This window comes from Aeromonas sp. QDB23 (genome assembly GCF_027707745.1).
Lineage (GTDB): Bacteria > Pseudomonadota > Gammaproteobacteria > Enterobacterales > Aeromonadaceae > Aeromonas > Aeromonas allosaccharophila.
On the sequence record NZ_JAPCJA010000027.1, the window covers coordinates 1 to 16781 of the forward strand.

Here is a 16781-nt window from a genome sequence, read left to right on the forward strand (position 1 = left end):
TTCGTTATAGACGTCATCGCGCTCCGCAACCGTCACCTCCACGCGGCCCGTGGTTTCGCCGTCCTTGATGGTGATGGTTTCGCCATTGCTCAGCATCACCTTCACCTCACCCTGCGCCTTGCTGGTCAGGGTCGCGGTGTAGGTGATGATGCCGCCCGCTTCGGTCAGCGAACCGGTCGCACTCAGGCTGACCTTGGTCACATCAACGGTGTCAGCCACCGCAGTGGTCACCGTGCTACTGGTATCCAACTGTTCGTAGTTGCCACCCTGGCTGCCGGTGATGCTCACCGTCAGGCTGCTGCCATCCTGGTACACATCGTCGATCGGGGCATCGACCGTCACGCTACCGTTCAGCTCGCCCGCCTTGATGGTGATGCTGGCGCCGTTGGATAGGGTCAGCACCAGATCGCTTTGCGGGGCGTTATTGACGCTGGCGCTGTAGGTGATTTGGCCCCCTTCGTTGACTTGCGCCGGGGCGCTCAGGGTCACGGTGGTGGTGTCGACAGTGTCGTTAATCTGGGTAGTCGTTGAAGGTCCAGTGATAATCTGGTTGAAACCACCACCCTGAGTACCGGTAATCGAAACGGTGATCGTTGACGGGTCGACATAAGGGCTGTCTGCTGGAGCAGCAACAGTGACTGAACCGGAACTCTGGCCAACGGGAATGGTGATCACTGCACCATTTGACAGCTGAATAACCAAGTCAGAACCAAAAACAGGTTCATCTAATGTCGCAGTAAAGGTGATAAACCCACCTTCATTCACCTGTGCATCTGCACTCAAGACAAGGTTGGCGGAGGTAAAAAGAGGATCATCTTCACCAACGGCTTCAAGCGGTGGCTCACCATTGGCGTTGTAGGTGGTATCGAAAGTGGCTTCGGCAATGGTTGCATCACCGGTACGATCGATGGTAACAAAACCGCCGTTACCACTGGCACCGGCAACACCACCAATTCCGCCACCGCCGGCGGCAGGCGCACCGCCAGCTGCAGAGGCTTCAAAGGCCTGGGTCGGGTCAGCCCCACCCAAAATGGCCTGTTGCAGGGCATTGATATCATCAGGAGTGCCTGCAGCGCCGTTTTGCGCCAACTGGGGGGCATCCCCCTCTTCGGCAGGCTCACTCTGCTCGCTGGCCGGTTGCACATTGAACGACTGTCCGCCGCCCATGAAACTGGCGCCATCCGGCGACATGATCACAGCCCCTTTCGGCAGCACATCCCCTTCAGCCAACAGCTTCCGGCTGCCATCTGCGGCAACCAGATAAATTTGTCCTTTGAGTTGGGTTACGGTTACGCCCTGTTCCAAGGTAACGGCATTGGTGATCATGTTCTCTCCTGAATCCTGATTTGAATGCAATAAGCCACAGCCTACTTTGCAGACTGAGGGGAAAAATAACCAGCTCGAAAATTCGAAAGGATAGACCGATTTGAGGCTGAACTGTTCAGCCAGACAGAAGTGTGTAAAACGAGGTTGCGAGAATAGTAAAAACCAAAATTATCAATAAATTACAGAATGATGACGGGAGCATGACAAGGCATGCTCCCGTCAGGATTAACCCTAGGCTCCCGCCCAGAGGATGATAGCCAGCAGCTGTGGCGAGATGATCCGCAGGAACATCACCAACGGGTAGACAGTGGCGTATGAGAGCGCACTGGCACCACTGGTCGGGTGCATGGCGTTGGCAAAGGCCAGCGCGGGAGGATCCGTCATGGAGCCAGCCAGCAAACCGCACAGGGTCAGATAGTTCATCTTGCCGTAGAGGCGCGCCAGCACACCGACCACCAGCAGCGGGATCAGGGTGATCGCCATGCCGTAGAGCATCCAGGCCGGGCCATCACCGTTGATCAAGGTATCGATGAAACCCGCCCCCGACTTGAAGCCAACTACCGCCAGAAACAGCACGATGCCGATTTCGCGCAGCGCCAGGTTGGCACTGGGGGGCATGAACCAGTAGAGCTTGCCGATGCTGCCAATCCGCGACAGGATCAGCGCCACCACCAGCGGCCCGCCCGCCAGACCCAATTTGAGGGCAGCCGGGAATCCGGGCAGATAGAAGGGGATGGAGCCGAGCAACACACCGAGACCGATCCCGATAAATACCGGCAACATCTGCACCTGTTGCAGTTTTTGCTGCACGTTACCGACCACATTGGTGACCGCTTCGATGGCGTCGAGGCGCCCCACCAGGTTGAGAATGTCGCCAAACTGCAGGCTGGTCTGACTGGTCGGCACCAGTTCGATACCGGCACGGTTGAGACGGGAGATCACCACGTCATAGCGCTGTTTGATATCCAGATCGCGGATCTTCTTGCCAAGAACCTGCTCGTTGGTTACCACCACCCGCTCGACGCGCAGATCGGTGCCCCGGGTCGAGAGCGAGGTCTCCACCTCCTCCCCCAGCACCAGCAACACCTTGTGCAGCGCGTGACGCTCACCGACCAGGTGCAGCAAGTCACCCAGTTCGATACGGGACTCCGGGCGCGGCACCATCAGCTCGTCGCCACGCTTGAGCCGTGAACAGATCACATCCGACTCGTCGAGGCTCGGGATCTCGCTCAGCATCAGGCCGTGCATATTGGGGTTGCGCACCGCGATGTTGATGGTCTGCAAGCTCTCCTTGGTCTTACCGGTCTGCAGCTCGAATTGGGCGGCTTCATCGTCGATCTTGATGCGAAAGAACACCCGAACCAACCACATGGTGAGCAAAATGCCACAGATGCCAAACGGATAGGCAACTGCATAGCCCATCCCCATCAAACCGGTCGAACCGGGCGCGGCGCCCAGCTCTGCCAGGATCTGCTGGCCCGCACCGAGTGACGGTGTATTAGTGACGGCACCCGAGAAGACCCCCAGAATGACCGGCAGCGGCACATCAAACAGTTGGTGCAGCGCAGCCGCTACCACGCAACCAAGGATGACCAGCAAGGCGGCAAACGCATTGAGCTTGAGACCCGAACTGCGCAGTGACGAGAAGAAACCCGGACCGACCTGGATGCCGATGGTATAGACAAACAGGATCAGGCCAAATTCTTGAATAAAGTGAAGAGTGTGCTCATCCAGAGCGAGATCCGACACCCCGGCAAAGTGACCCACTATGATGCCGCCGAACAGCACCCCCCCTATCCCTAACCCAACGCCATAGACTCGCCAGTTTCCCAGCCAGAGTCCTAGCACTGCCACCAGCGACAACATGCTGATGGAAAGCGCGATTTCACTCATTTCGTGCATCCTTTGCGAATTGAACTGGCCCTAGCTTGTCAGCAAAAGCAGCTGCCAACTGTGTGATACCGCACGAATTTATCCTTTTACGCGCTAAAAATACCAATTAAGGGCTAGTTGCACGACGTTAGGCGACGTAGCCGTAAATAGCCATAAAGTGACAAACGCTGCCACCCAGCACAAAGAGATGCCAGATGGCGTGGTTGTAGGGGATCTGCTTGGCCACATAGAAAATGACCCCGAGACTGTAGATAAGGCCGCCAAGCCCGAGCAGCAGCAGCCCCTCACCGGCCAGATGGATGTAGAGCTGGTAGATGACCACCAGCGACAACCAGCCCAGCATCAGATAGGTAAAGAGCGACAACTTCTTGAAGCGGTTGATAAACACCAGCTTGAACACCACGCCAGCCAGCGCCAGGGCCCAGATCACCACCATCAACCCCTTCGCCAGCGGCGTATCGAGCGCCACCAGCAGGAAGGGGGTATAGGTGCCGGCAATCAGCAGATAGATGGCACAGTGATCAAACACCTTGCACCAACGTCTGGCCCGCCCTTCCGCCATGCTGTGATAGAGGGTCGAGGCGAGATAGAGCAGCACCAGACTACCGCCATAGAGGCTGTAGCTCACCAGCGCCTGCGTACCCTGTCCCCATCCCTTGATGAGCAACAGCACCAGCCCGACAATCCCCAGCAACAATCCCGCACCGTGACTCAGCCGGTTTGCCAGCTCCTCCCGGGGGGAATAATCCATCACACCACTCATAACATCGACTCCACAATAACTGTGGCTCACTCTACCCAGCACCATTTCAGAGTACAAGTGTTCGCTTAAAAAATGGAGTGGCTGCCACCTGCCAACCTTTGGTGTATGCTCTGCCGCCGATGCCCGAGACAAGCGGCATAAACACCTACCCCGGTGACCTGGTCTGGAGAACCTGATGAAGTTGACTGAGCTGTTTACACAACCGGATGCAGCCTTTGGCGACGCAATGAGCGCCATGCTGGCACATTTTCACCACTCGGATGACAGTCAGGCCCCTTACCAGCGCGACCAGTTCACCCATCAGCTCGATCAATCCCGCATGCCTGCGGTTGGCCTCTCCATCGAGGACTATCTGGCGCGGCTGGCCACTCTGGTGCCCGGCGCTTCTCACCTCACCTCGCCACGCTACATGGGCCACATGACGGCGCCCCTGCCGGCCTATACCGCCGAGCTGTCGCGCCTGCTGGTAATGCTCAACCAGAATCCGATGAAGATGGAGTCCTCCCGCCAGCTCAGCTTTCTGGAGCGAGAGGTGCTGGCCAAGCTGCACCGCCTCATGTATGGCAGGGACGATGCCTTCTACGGCGAGCAGATGCATGCCAAGGATGCAGCCCTCGGCGTCATGACCAGCGGTGGCACCATCGCCAACGTCACGGCGCTGTGGCTGGCCCGCAACCGCGCCTGCGGCGACAACCTGTTTGCCCCCTATGAGCAGGGCTATCGCGGCGCCGTCATTCTGGGCTCCCGGCTGATGCACTACTCCTTCGACAAGGGGATGGATCTGCTGGGACTGGGCGCCCGCAGCGTCTGGCGCCTTGAGACCGACGAGCAGAACCGGCTCTGTCTGGCTGCGCTGGAGCAGGCGCTGATCCAGTGCAAAGAGCAGAAATTGAAGGTGCTGGCGCTGGTCGGCGTGGCAGGTAGTACCGACTTTGGCTCCATCGATCCGCTGCCGGAGCTGGCTGCCATCGCCGAGCGCGAGCAGATCCACTTCCACGTGGATGCTGCCTGGGGTGGCCCGACCCTCTTCTCCCCCCGCTATCAAAACCTGCTGACCGGCATTGAGCGGGCCGATACCGTCACCCTGGATGGCCACAAGCAACTGCTAGTGCCGCTTGGTACCGGCATGCTGCTCTGTCGCCAGCCCGACCTGATGATGGCGGTCAAGCGCGAAGCCCCCTACGCCATTCGTGCCACCTCGTTCGATCAGGGGCGCTTTACGCTGGAGGGCACCCGCCCGGCCAATGCCCTCTATCTGGATGCCGCCTTCCAGCTGTTTGGCCAGCAGGGTTACGCCCATCTCATCGAGGCCAACTACGACCGTGCCCGGCTGATGGCAGAGCTCATCGAAAGCGACCCTGCCTTCGAGCTGATGTCGGCACCGGTGATGAACCTGCTCTCCTACCGCTGCATTCCGCCCCACCTGCAGGGCAAGGCGCTGGACGAAGCGGCCAACGCGCAGATCAACGACTTCAACGTGGCGCTGCAAAAAGCCCAGCGAGCCGAGGGGCACAGCTTTGTCTCCCGCACCCAGCGGGCGGTGGTGCGCTACGGTGCCCAACCGCTCACCCTGCTGCGCGCCGTGCTGCTCAACCCGCTTATCGAAGAGCGCCACATCCGCGAGCTGCTGGCGGATCAAAAACGGCTGGGCGAGCCCCTTGCCCGCCAGCTATTTGGCTAGCGCCACGCCAGGGAACTGGACGTAAATTGGGCGGTCTTATTCATTTGCCGTTGCCCATCGGGCAGGTAAACTGGACACAGTTTTGAGATCCATTCTTGAGGGCTACGCGCCAGACATGAAGCAATTTATTGAATTTATTCCACTTATCGTTTTTTTCGCGGTCTACAAGTTTTACGACATCTACATGGCTACCGGCGCACTGGTGGTGGTCACCGGTCTGCAGCTCGCCTATAGCTGGATCCGCTACCGCAAGGTCGAGAAGATGCAGCTCTTTACCTTCCTGCTGGTCGGCTTCTTCGGCGGCCTCACCGTCTTCTTCCACGATGACACCTTCATCAAGTGGAAAGTGACTGTCATCAATGTGCTGTTCGCACTGGGTCTGCTCATCAGCCGCTACGGCTTTGGCAAGAATCTGATCAAACAGATGTTGGCCAAGGAGCTGCAAGCACCCGATGCAGTCTGGGACAAGGTCAATCTCGGCTGGGTCGGTTTCTTTACCGTCTGTGGCCTGCTCAACCTCTACGTGGCGTTCAACCTGCCGCAAGAGATGTGGGTCAACTTCAAGGTGTTCGGCCTGCTGGGGATGACGCTGGTCTTTACCCTGCTGAGCGGCGTCTATCTCTACCGCCACATTCCGGCTGAACAAAAAGAACAGCTGAAAAAATAACCCTCATCAGAAAAGGATCCTCTCATGTGGTATCTCATCTACTCCGAAGATGTCCCCGATAGCCTGCCACTGCGCAAGCAGGTTCGCCCTGCCCATCTGGCCCGGCTGCAAGCGCTGCAGGATGAAGGTCGCCTGCTGACTGCCGGCCCCAACCCCGCTATCGATGCCGAGGATCCGGCCGATGCGGGCTTTACCGGCAGCACCGTCATCGCCGAGTTTACCTCGCTGGCTGACGCCAAAGCCTGGGCCGATGCCGATCCCTATGTAGCAGCTGGCGTCTATGCCAAGGTCACCATCAAACCGTTCAAGAAAGTCTTTTAAACCCGCGTTAGATGCAAAGAGGCCGGAACGGGTATGCAACCCGCTCCGGCCTCTTTTTATTGCGCGATATGCGCGATGCTCAGCGCACCAACAAGGTCACGCTCTGGCGACAAACCAGGGGTTGAGGATGTCTGGCTTGTTGTAGGCAAGGGGTGAGCCATCGAGTTGGGTAACGCTGCCCCCCGCCCCCTCCAGCACCGCCTGCGCAGCGCCGGTATCCCACTCGCAGGTCGGTGCGAGGCGTGGATAGAGCTCGGCGCCTCCCTCGGCAATAATGCAGAATTTGAGCGAACTGCCCATCGAGACCAGCTCGATTTCACCAAAAGGAGCCAGAAAATCGAGCGTCTCCTGCGACAGGTGGTTGCGACTGCCCACCACTCGCCACACCTCGCCTTCACGATGAGGCCGGGTCTGGATAGGCTCGCGCTTGCCATCGGCGATGCGCCTGGCACCGAGACCCTTGCCGCCATACCAGAGCTTGTCCAGCACAGGGGCATAGACCAGCCCCCAACGCGGCGCCCCCTCTTCAATCAGCGCGATATTGACGGTGAACTCGCCATTGCGGGAGACAAACTCCTTGGTGCCATCGAGGGGGTCCACCAGCCAGTAGCGTGACCAGCCGTGGCGCGCGGCTATCACCTCGGGGCCAGACTCCTCCGACAGCACAGGGATATCGGGGGTCAGCCGCGCCAACGCCTGCACGATCACCTCATGCGCCCCCTTGTCGGCAGCGGTGAGCGGACTCTCGTCACTCTTGTACTCCACCGCAAAGGGCTCGCGGTAGATCGCCATGATGGCCGCCCCCGCCGCTCGGGCGACAGGTTCCAGGTCGGTGATATCGGGGTGGTACAGGGGGGGCTCCATAACAATCTCGTCCAGCTCACAAGGCCAACCAGTGTAACCCTTTTTACATCAACTGCTTATAGCCGATTGTGCTGGGTTATATCTCGCTCTCAGACTCTCCATACTCAACCTGCGGGTACCAGCATCACCTCGATACCGGCATTGTGCAGACCGGAAAGGATATCGGCAGGCACGGCATCATCGGTGATCAGGGTATGAATACGCGGTGTATCGATAATCTTGTGCAAGCTGCGTCGGCCAAATTTGCTGGAGTCGGTGACCACGATGATCCGCTCTGCGACCTGACACATGCAGCGGTTGAGGCGCGCCTCATCCTCATGATGGGTACTGACGCCGCGCTCCAGATCGATGCCATCCACCCCGAGAAACAGCATGTCAAAGTGGTAGTTTTGCAGGGACTGTTCCGCTTGTGCACCGTAGAACGAGAGCGACTTGCGGCGCAGATGACCGCCGGTCATTAGCAGCTCGACCCCCTCCGCCTCCAGCAGTGCATTGGCCACGTTCATGCCGTTAGTCATCACCAGGATCTCCTGGTGCTCGCGCAGATGACGGGCCACCTCCAGGGTGGTTGTGCCCGAATCGAGGATAAGACGACAGCCGGGCAGCACCAGTGTGGCCGCCAGTGCGCCGATCCGTTGTTTGACCGGCGTGTTGAGCACGCTTTTGTCGGCAATGGTTCGCTCGGGCACGGCCTGATTGGGTTCACACAACAGAGCGCCACCATAGGCGCGTACCGCGACCCCCTGTTTTTCGAGGAAAGCCAGATCGTTGCGAATGGTGACGGTCGACACCTGATAATGGGTCGCCAGTTCGTTGACCTGAACGCTGCCATTGCTGCGCAGCTGCTGAATGATCCGCTCTCGCCGCTCGCTGGTACCGAGCACGCTCTTTTCTGTTGTCTGCATAGTCTCTTCTGCCGGAGTGCTGTGGTGAAAAACTGCTTTCACTTCGTTACGGTTTCATATTAACGCGCAGTACCAGAGCCAAATCAAGCCTTCATTAAGCTTTAAGACAGTAATATCTGCTTTCCCCCTCGCCAATTAAAGTTTCGATTCCTTTCTTTTTGTGATCATCATCAAGAACCGATGACTCTTTTGTTTCGCTTTCCTTTGCTTGTAGCTACCGTAAAGAAAAGAAATCGAAAGCAAGTTTCCATCTATAGCAACGAAGGAAGATCAAAATGAAATCCATGCTGGCACTGGTCGAAAGACATAAACAGGGAGAACCGATCGGGATCTATGCCGTCTGCTCCGCTCACCCGCTGGTGCTGGAGGCCGCCTTACGCTTGGCCGCCGAAGGGGATCAACTGCTGCTGGTAGAGGCCACCTCCAATCAGGTGGATCAGTTTGGCGGCTATACCGGCATGACCCCAGCCGACTTTCGCGATCGTCTCTACGAACTGGCAGCACAGTGTCACTTTCCAGCGCACCGACTCATTCTTGGGGGTGATCACCTGGGGCCCAACCGCTGGCAAGGTGAGCCTGCCGAGCAAGCCATGGCCCATGCCGAGGATCTCATCGCCAGCTATGTCGCTGCCGGGTTCAAGAAGATCCATCTCGACTGCAGCATGTCTTGTCAGGGTGATCCGGTGCCGCTGACCGATGAGCTGGTCGCAGAGCGGGCCGCCCGTCTGGCGCAGATCGCCGAGCAAACCTGTCTGGCCACCTTTGGCCAGAGCGATCTGGTCTATGTGATTGGCACCGAGGTGCCGGTGCCGGGCGGTGCCCATGAAGATCTGGCCGAACTGGCCGTCACCACACAGGAAGCCGCTCGCCATACCCTGGAGGCCCATCAGCAAGCCTTCGCTCAGGTTGGCCTGGCCCATATCTGGCCACGAGTCATTGGTCTCGTTGTCCAGCCAGGGGTCGAGTTTGACCACACCCACATCATCGATTATCAACCCGCGAAAGCGGCACCACTGAGCCGGATGATCGAAGCCTACCCTCATCTGGTGTTCGAAGCTCACTCCACCGATTATCAGACCCCCGAGGCCTACCGCCAGCTGGTTCGCGACCACTTTGCCATTCTCAAGGTCGGCCCGGCCCTCACCTTCGCCCTGCGTGAAGCGCTGTTTGCCCTTGCCGCTATCGAAGAGGAGCTGGTTGTCGCCAAGGCGTGCTCGGGCCTGCGCCAGGTGATGGAAGAGACCATGCTGGATCGCCCCGACTTCTGGCGCAGCCACTATCAGGGCAGTGCCAACGAATGCCGACTCGCGCGTGGTTACAGCTACTCAGACCGCATTCGCTACTACTGGCCCGATGCGCGCGTTGATGAGTGCTATGCCAGATTGCTCACCAACCTGGCCGCAGAGCCTATTCCATTGCCACTGCTCAGCCAGCACCTGCCCCTGCAGTACCGCAAGGTTCGTCAGGGCACCCTGTCGGCCAATCCCCATGAGCTCATTCTCGATCAGGTGCAGGAAGTGTTGCGCAGCTATGCCAACGCCTGCGGCACAGCCAGCCCCTGTCCTTCCCAGCTCGACCCTGTTGTTTAAGGAGTTGTAGACATGATTCTTGGTTATTCAGAAGAGATGCTGCGCACGGCCAACGGCCTGGCGACAGCCCGCGAAATTCAGCAACAACCCGCCACTTGGCGAGAGACCCTTGCCATGGTGGAGGAGTGCCGTCATACACTGGACCGCTTTCTCGCCCCCCTGCTCGCCCATGGCAATCTGCGGGTGATCCTGACAGGTGCCGGTACCTCCGCTTTTGCCGGACGAGCACTGGCTCCCTACCTTTCAGCCCACTTGAAAGCCAGGTTCGAGGCGATTGCCTCCACTGATATCGTCACCGATCCGGCCGAATATCTGGCCGAGGATTGCCCGACCCTGCTCATTTCCTTTGCCCGCTCCGGCAATAGCCCGGAGAGCGTGGCGGCGGTCGAACTGGCCAGCCAGTTGCTCGGCAACTGCCATCATCTGGTGCTTACCTGCAACGGTGAAGGGGCTCTCTATCGCCGCTGCCAGCAAGATGCCCGCTCTCTGGCACTGTTGATGCCGCCCCAGACCAATGATCGCAGCTTCGCCATGACCAGCAGCCTGACCAGCATGATGCTGAGCTGTCTTGCCGTCTTCCTGCCGACACAGTTCAACCAGCAGGCTTGCACGCCGCTGACTAGCGTCAGTGAAGCGATCCTTGAGCAGGTTATTCAGCAGGTGCCGGCATGGAATGAGCCGTTGCCACAACGGGTCATCTATCTTGGCAGCGGCAGCCTGCAAGGCGTTGCTCAGGAGTCGGCGCTCAAGTTATTGGAACTGACCGGTGGCCGACTTGTCGCCATGTTTGACTCTCCCACCGGTTTTCGCCATGGCCCCAAATCCGTCGTCAATGCACAGACTCTGATCGTCCAGCTCATATCCAACGACCCCTATACCCGTCAATACGATCTGGACCTGCTGCGCGAACTGCGGGCTGACGGCCAGGCCGCCCGGGTGGTCGCCATTGCTGATCAGCATGACCGTCGTATCGAGGAGGGTGAGCACATCTATCTACCCCACCCCCTGCAAGGTGATGACGCACAGCTGGCCTTCTGTTACCTGCTCTATGCCCAGTTCTACGCCTTCCATACCTCGCTGGGACTGGGTATCAGCCCGGACAATCCCTGCCCGACAGGACAAGTCAACCGGGTCGTACAAGGGGTCAATATCTATCCGTTCCACCAAGAAGGAGTGCTGTGATGCCCAATATCGTATTGAGCCGGATCGATGAGCGCCTTATCCACGGCCAAGTCGGTGTCCAGTGGGTCGGCTTTGCCGGCGCCAATCTGGTGCTGGTTGCCAACGACGAAGTGGCAGAAGACCCCATCCAGCAGAACCTGATGGAGATGGTGCTGGCTGAAGGGATTGCGGTGCGGTTCTGGCCGCTCCAGAAGGTGATCGACAACATCCACAAGGCGGCGGATCGTCAGAAGATCCTGCTGGTCTGCAAAAATCCTAGCGACTTCAACACCCTAGTTCAGGGAGGTGTCCCCATCTCCCGGATCAACGTCGGCAACATGCACTACGCCGACGGCAAGCGTCAAATCCACAAGACCGTCTCCGTGGACGAACAGGACATCACCGCATTTCGCGCCCTGCGGGACGCACGTGTCGAGTGCTATGTCCAGGGCGTGCCGACCGAACCGGCACAGGACATATTCAATTTGCTCTGATTAAGGACAATTGTGATGGAAATCAGTTTATTACAAGGACTTCTACTGGGGGTTTTGGCATTTTTTGCCGGACTAGACCTGTTCAATGGTCTGACCCACTTCCACCGGCCCGTCGTACTGGGGCCGCTGGTTGGCCTGATCCTCGGCGACCTGCCCACCGGTATTCTGGTGGGCGGTACTCTGGAGCTGGTCTGGATGGGGCTGGCGCCGCTGGCGGGCGCGCAGCCACCCAACGTCATCATCGGCACCATAGTCGGTGCCACCTTCGCCATCACCACCGGGGTCAAACCGGATGTGGCGGTCGGGGTTGCCGTTCCCTTCGCCGTTGCCGTCCAGATGGGGATCACCTTCCTCTTCTCGGTCATGTCCGGGGTCATGTCTCGCTGTGATCGCATGGCTGAAGCGGGTGATACCAAAGGGATAGAGCGGGTCAACTATCTGGCGCTGCTGACACTGGGCACCTTCTACTTCCTCTGTGCCTTCCTCCCCACCTACTTCGGGGCAGAGCATGCCAAGGCGGCCATCGACGTGCTGCCTGCCCGCCTCATCGACGGTCTCGGCGTCGCTGGCGGCATCATGCCCGCCATCGGCTTTGCCGTACTGCTCAAAATCATGATGAAGAACGTCTACATCCCCTACTTCATTCTCGGCTTCGTTGCTGCTGCCTGGCTCCAGCTACCGGTACTGGCTATCGCTGCCGCCGCACTGGCCATGGCCCTGATCGACTTCATGCGCACCACCACCCCGCAAGCTCGTCCTGTCCAGGAGGAAACTGAAGATGGCATCTAACAACACCGCAGCCCGGGTCATCTCGGCAGTCGAACCACAACTGTCTCATGCGCCTTCTGACGACACCTATGAAGATCAGCAACTTGGCGCCGAACTGACCAAGCAGGATATCAACCGCTTTGCCTGGCGCTCCCTGCTACTGCAGGCCTCCTTCAACTATGAGCGGATGCAGGCCTCGGGCTGGCTCTATGGATTGCTGCCAGCACTGCAGAAGATCCACACCAATCCGCGGGATCTCTCCCGGGCCATGAAAGGACACATGGGCTTCTTCAACACCCACCCCTTCCTGGTCACCTTCGTGATGGGGATCGTGCTGGCGATGGAGCGCTCCAAGCAGAACGTCAACAGCATCCAGAGCACCAAGATTGCCGTCGGCGCACCGCTCGGCGGGATTGGTGATGCCATGTTCTGGCTCACCTTGCTCCCCATCTGTGGCGGCATCGGGGCAGATCTGGCGCTGCAAGGCTCCATCATGGGTGCCGTGGTCTTCTTCCTGCTGTTCAACGTGGTGCACTTCGGCCTGCGCTTTGGTCTGGCTCACTACGCCTACCGCATGGGGGTGGCGGCCATTCCGGTCATCAAGGCCAATACCCGCAAGGTGGGGCATGCCGCCTCCATTGTCGGTATGACGGTCATTGGCGCTCTGGTTGCCACCTATGTGCGCCTTGGCACCACGCTGGAGATCACCGCCGGTGATGCAGTCGTCAAACTGCAGGCTGATGTGCTCGACAAGCTGATGCCCGCGTTCCTGCCGCTGCTCTACACCCTGGCGATGTACGCCCTGATCCGCAAAGGCTGGAGCCCGCTGCGCCTCATCGTCATCACGGTAGTACTCGGTATCGTCGGCAAGTTCGCCGGTTTCCTCTAATCCGGAGCCGGTAGCAAGCCGGCCCCCTTTGCAGTAAAGGAACAGACTATGTTGGGCATCATCATTTGTGGTCACGGCGGTTTCGCCAGCGGTCTGGAGCGCGCCATGCTGCAGATCCTCGGCGAGCAGGAAGCGGTTATCGCCATCGACTTTCCCGAGAGCTCCACCACCGCCCTGCTGCAGGCGCAGTGCGAAGCGGCGCTGGCAGAGATCGACAAGGGGGATGGCGTGGTCTTCCTGACCGACCTGCTCGGTGGCACCCCGTTTCGGGTCGCCTCGACTCTGGCATTACGCCAAACCAATCGGGAAGTCGTTACCGGTACCAACCTGCAGTTACTGCTGGAAATGGTACTGGAGCGCGATGGCCTCAACGCCCATGAATTCCGCCGGCAAGCACTTGATTGCGGCCATCGGGGTCTCACCTCGCTGGCGGATGAGATGAGCAAAGAGCGCCATGCTGATACCGCTCTCGTCGAGGAGGGCATTTAAATGGCCTCACGGATCCGTGCCCGTCGCCTGCTGACCGAACAGGGTTGGCTGGAACATCAGGAGCTGACCCATGAAGGGGGCATCATCACCGCCATCGCACCCATCATTGATGGCGATCCGGTGCGGGATGTCGATCTGCTGGTACCAGCCCTGATCGATGGTCATGTCCACGGCGGAGCTGGCGTCGATGTCATGGATAGCGATGGTAACGCATTGGCAACCTTGTCGATGGCCAAGGCAGCAGAAGGGGTCGGCGCATTTCTCGCCACCACGGTCACCGCACCGCTCCCCGAGATAGAACAAGCCCTTGCTCGCATTGCCGATGGCGTTGCCCGCGGCATGCCGGGCGCCGAGCTGCTCGGCTGCTATCTGGAAGGACCCTACTTCACTCCGGACAACAAGGGCGCCCACGATCAAGCGCTGTTTCGGGAGCTGGATGTGTCCGAGTTGAACCATCTGCAACAGCTGGCTCGAGGCACCCTGAAAGTGGTCGCGCTGGCACCAGAAAAGCCCAATGCCATCACGGCTATTCGCCATCTCGCCGCAAACGGCGTGCGGGTGATGCTGGGCCACTCGGCGGCGGATCACGACACTACTATGGCTGCGCTGGCAGCGGGCGCTTCCGGGCTGGTGCACTGCTTCAACGGCATGCGAGGTCTGCACCACCGCGAGCCCGGCATGGTGGGTGCGGGTCTGGTCCATCCCGATGCCTGGTTGGAGCTGATCGCCGATGGTCATCATGTCCACCCGAGCGTGCTCAAACTCTGCCACTGCTGCGCCGGTGAGCGCCTGCTCCTTATTACGGATGCGATGCGTGCCGCCGGTATGCCAGATGGTCACTATCTGCTCGGCAACTATCGGGTCGAAATGAAAGAGGGGGTGGTTCGCACCGAGGCCGGTGGCCTGGCCGGTAGCACCCTTACGTTGCTAGATGCCGTGCGCAACATGGTCAATTTGGCAGGTATCCCTCTTGCCGATGCCATCCGGATGGCCTCACTGGCCCCGGCAAAGATACTCGGCATTGCCGATCGCCTCGGCTCGCTGGCAGTTGGCAAACAGGCCAACCTGCTCGCCCTCACGACTGAACTCAATCAACAACACATCTGGATGGCAGGCCGGGAGATAAACCCGACCCAGCTCTCCTCCCTTTTCTCAGGATCTCGCGTCAATCAGGACGCTCAGGAGTCACTATGTATCTGATCTCTTCCCATGAAATGCTCAAAGATGCTCAGCGCCGCGGCTACGCTGTACCGGCTTTCAACATCCACAACCTGGAAACCGTCCAGGTGGTAGCCCGCACCGCCGCTCGCATGCGCTCTCCGGTGATTTTGGCTGGCACTCCGGGTACCTATCGCCATGCCGGGGTCGAATATCTGGTCTCCATCTGTCAGGCCGCCGCCCATGAGTACCGCATCCCGCTGGTGCTGCATCTGGATCACCACGAAGACGAGCAGGACATCCACAGCAAGGTCGAAGCGGGTATTCGCTCGGCCATGATCGATGCCTCGCACTTTCCGTTTGAAGAGAACATTGAAAAGGTGCACAGCGTGGTCACTTTCTGCCATCGCATGGGCGCCAGCGTTGAAGCCGAACTGGGCCAGCTGGGCGGCCAGGAAGATGACCTCATTGTCGATGCCGCAAATGCCAAATTTACCGATCCGCTCAAGGCGGCCGAGTTTGTCCGCCGCACCGGTATCGACTCGCTGGCCGTTGCCATCGGTACCGCCCACGGCCTCTATAAGGAGGAGCCCCGCCTCGACTTCGCCCGCCTCGCTGCGATCCGCGAGCAGGTGGATATTCCGCTGGTTCTGCACGGTGCCTCCGGTGTGCCGGAAGCCGATGTGCGCCGCTGCATCGAACTCGGGATCTGCAAAGTCAACGTTGCGACCGAACTGAAGATCGCCTTCGCCGATGCGATGAAAGCCTTCCTTGGTAGTCACCCCGATGCCAGCGACCCACGCCAGTATCTGGTGCCCGCCATGGCCGCCATGGAAGAGGTGGTCGAAGCGAAAATCCGCATGTGTATGAGCGATGGAAAGCTGTGATCACGAGAGTCGACTCGCCATGCTGTGATTGACTTGGTTCAGCTAAAAACAACAAAGGACGCCGTGGCGTCCCTTGTTGTTTTGGCGACCTTTATCAGGCCCCTGACCTATCCAGCGGATCAGATCCCCTGACGGGCTTCCTGCATCAACAGGCGCATGTCGCTCACGGCCTTGGCCAGACCGTCGAAAGCGGCACGGCCGATGATGGCGTGGCCGATGTTGAGCTCATAGAGCTCGGGGATGGCGGCGATGGCCTTGACGTTGTGATAATGCAGGCCGTGGCCGGCATTGACCTTCAAACCCTTGCCAGCGGCATAGGAAGCGCCAGCGGCGATGCGCTTGAACTCGGCGTTGCGCTCGGCATCCGTGGTAGCATCGGCGTAACGGCCGGTGTGGATCTCGATAAAGGGAGCGCCACTCTCGGCAGCCGCATCAATCTGGATGGGATCGGCATCGATAAAGAGCGAAACCTGGGCACCCACAGCAGAAAGGCGGGTCACGGCGTCGGTCACCTTGGCCAGCTGACCGGCCACGTCCAGACCGCCCTCGGTGGTCACTTCGGTGCGCTTCTCCGGCACCAGACAGACGAAGTGGGGCTTGATGCGGCAGGCGATGCCGATCATCTCTTCAGTCACCGCCATCTCCAGGTTCATTCTGGTCTGGATGGTCTGGCGCAGGATCTCCACATCGCGGTCGGTGATGTGGCGGCGATCTTCACGCAGATGCACGGTGATGCCATCGGCCCCGGCCTGCTCGGCAACAAAAGCGGCCTGCACCGGATCGGGATACTGGGTGCCCCGAGCGTTGCGCAGGGTGGCGATATGGTCGATGTTCACACCCAGATAGATTTCACTCATTGAGAACTCCTTGAAACTCTTCATCTGTTGACTGCGCGGCTACCACGCGGATATCCATATATCAGCTCG

The 16781-nt window shown here is 59.3% G+C and carries 17 protein-coding genes; 11 read left to right on the forward strand and 6 right to left on the reverse strand.

The window, feature by feature from the left end; translation table 11 throughout:
• The 3 genes from PG888_RS12705 to trhA all read right to left on the reverse strand — a co-directional run.
• Nucleotides 1-1326: retention module-containing protein (locus tag PG888_RS12705; RefSeq protein ID WP_270815778.1), on the reverse strand; the 1326-nt coding region annotated here is incomplete at its 3' end.
• A 231-nt stretch (nucleotides 1327-1557) separates the two neighbouring features.
• On the reverse strand, nucleotides 1558-3219 hold the full coding sequence (locus tag PG888_RS12710; RefSeq protein ID WP_042062119.1) for a putative transporter: 1662 nt from the start codon (nucleotides 3217-3219) through the stop codon (nucleotides 1558-1560).
• A gap of 127 nt (nucleotides 3220-3346) precedes the next feature.
• The gene (trhA, locus tag PG888_RS12715) at nucleotides 3347-3982 is read right to left on the reverse strand and encodes a PAQR family membrane homeostasis protein TrhA (protein WP_005335337.1); all 636 of its coding nucleotides are present in this window, start codon (nucleotides 3980-3982) and stop codon (nucleotides 3347-3349) included.
• 175 nt (nucleotides 3983-4157) lie between these two features.
• Here trhA and PG888_RS12720 point away from each other — a divergent pair, with 175 nt between their 5' ends.
• The 3 genes from PG888_RS12720 to PG888_RS12730 all read left to right on the forward strand — a co-directional run bounded on the left by PG888_RS12720 (nucleotide 4158) and on the right by PG888_RS12730 (nucleotide 6651).
• Nucleotides 4158-5663 (forward strand): aminotransferase class V-fold PLP-dependent enzyme, encoded by a 1506-nt coding sequence (locus PG888_RS12720; RefSeq protein ID WP_270693484.1) that lies wholly within the window; start codon nucleotides 4158-4160, stop codon nucleotides 5661-5663.
• 115 nt (nucleotides 5664-5778) lie between these two features.
• On the forward strand, nucleotides 5779-6330 hold the full coding sequence (locus PG888_RS12725) for a septation protein A (RefSeq protein WP_270693485.1): 552 nt from the start codon (nucleotides 5779-5781) through the stop codon (nucleotides 6328-6330).
• A 24-nt stretch (nucleotides 6331-6354) separates the two neighbouring features.
• Nucleotides 6355-6651, forward strand: a complete 297-nt coding sequence (locus tag PG888_RS12730) for a YciI family protein (RefSeq protein WP_270693487.1) — start codon at nucleotides 6355-6357, stop codon at nucleotides 6649-6651.
• A 96-nt stretch (nucleotides 6652-6747) separates the two neighbouring features.
• Here PG888_RS12730 and cysQ read toward each other — a convergent pair whose 3' ends face one another.
• Nucleotides 6748-7515 carry a 3'(2'),5'-bisphosphate nucleotidase CysQ gene (cysQ, locus tag PG888_RS12735; RefSeq protein ID WP_442866246.1) on the reverse strand — a complete coding sequence of 256 codons (768 nt, stop codon included), beginning with the start codon at nucleotides 7513-7515 and terminating at the stop codon, nucleotides 6748-6750.
• A 104-nt stretch (nucleotides 7516-7619) separates the two neighbouring features.
• On the reverse strand, nucleotides 7620-8420 hold the full coding sequence (locus tag PG888_RS12740) for a DeoR family transcriptional regulator (RefSeq protein ID WP_270693488.1): 801 nt from the start codon (nucleotides 8418-8420) through the stop codon (nucleotides 7620-7622).
• A gap of 275 nt (nucleotides 8421-8695) precedes the next feature.
• On the opposite strand from PG888_RS12740, the gene kbaZ reads away from it, so the two are divergent.
• The 8 genes from kbaZ to PG888_RS12780 are packed head-to-tail and all read left to right on the forward strand — an operon-like array spanning nucleotide 8696 to nucleotide 15855.
• Nucleotides 8696-10009 (forward strand): tagatose-bisphosphate aldolase subunit KbaZ, encoded by a 1314-nt coding sequence (gene kbaZ / locus PG888_RS12745; RefSeq protein ID WP_270693489.1) that lies wholly within the window; start codon nucleotides 8696-8698, stop codon nucleotides 10007-10009.
• A gap of 12 nt (nucleotides 10010-10021) precedes the next feature.
• The gene (locus PG888_RS12750) at nucleotides 10022-11191 is read left to right on the forward strand and encodes an SIS domain-containing protein (RefSeq protein ID WP_270693490.1); all 1170 of its coding nucleotides are present in this window, start codon (nucleotides 10022-10024) and stop codon (nucleotides 11189-11191) included.
• Nucleotides 11191-11664: a PTS N-acetylgalactosamine transporter subunit IIB gene (agaV, locus tag PG888_RS12755; protein WP_075113171.1), complete on the forward strand. Its 474-nt coding sequence runs from the start codon at nucleotides 11191-11193 to the stop codon at nucleotides 11662-11664. Before PG888_RS12750 ends, agaV begins: the two co-directional genes overlap by 1 nt.
• Before the next feature lie 15 nt (nucleotides 11665-11679).
• Nucleotides 11680-12453 carry a PTS N-acetylgalactosamine transporter subunit IIC gene (gene agaW / locus PG888_RS12760; protein ID WP_075113170.1) on the forward strand — a complete coding sequence of 258 codons (774 nt, stop codon included), beginning with the start codon at nucleotides 11680-11682 and terminating at the stop codon, nucleotides 12451-12453.
• The gene (gene agaE / locus PG888_RS12765; RefSeq protein WP_075113169.1) at nucleotides 12443-13321 is read left to right on the forward strand and encodes a PTS N-acetylgalactosamine transporter subunit IID; all 879 of its coding nucleotides are present in this window, start codon (nucleotides 12443-12445) and stop codon (nucleotides 13319-13321) included. The genes agaW and agaE overlap by 11 nt, the downstream gene beginning before the upstream one ends.
• 48 nt (nucleotides 13322-13369) lie before the next feature.
• Nucleotides 13370-13810, forward strand: coding sequence for a PTS galactosamine/N-acetylgalactosamine transporter subunit IIA (gene agaF / locus PG888_RS12770; protein ID WP_075113168.1), 441 nt, complete (start codon nucleotides 13370-13372; stop codon nucleotides 13808-13810).
• The gene (nagA, locus tag PG888_RS12775) at nucleotides 13811-15010 is read left to right on the forward strand and encodes an N-acetylglucosamine-6-phosphate deacetylase (protein ID WP_075113167.1); all 1200 of its coding nucleotides are present in this window, start codon (nucleotides 13811-13813) and stop codon (nucleotides 15008-15010) included.
• Nucleotides 15001-15855, forward strand: coding sequence for a tagatose bisphosphate family class II aldolase (locus tag PG888_RS12780; protein WP_058053246.1), 855 nt, complete (start codon nucleotides 15001-15003; stop codon nucleotides 15853-15855). Before nagA ends, PG888_RS12780 begins: the two co-directional genes overlap by 10 nt.
• A gap of 119 nt (nucleotides 15856-15974) precedes the next feature.
• On the opposite strand, the gene pdxJ is transcribed toward PG888_RS12780, so the two are convergent.
• Nucleotides 15975-16712 (reverse strand): pyridoxine 5'-phosphate synthase, encoded by a 738-nt coding sequence (gene pdxJ / locus PG888_RS12785; RefSeq protein WP_075113166.1) that lies wholly within the window; start codon nucleotides 16710-16712, stop codon nucleotides 15975-15977.
• Between the last annotated feature and the right edge of the window lie 69 nt (nucleotides 16713-16781).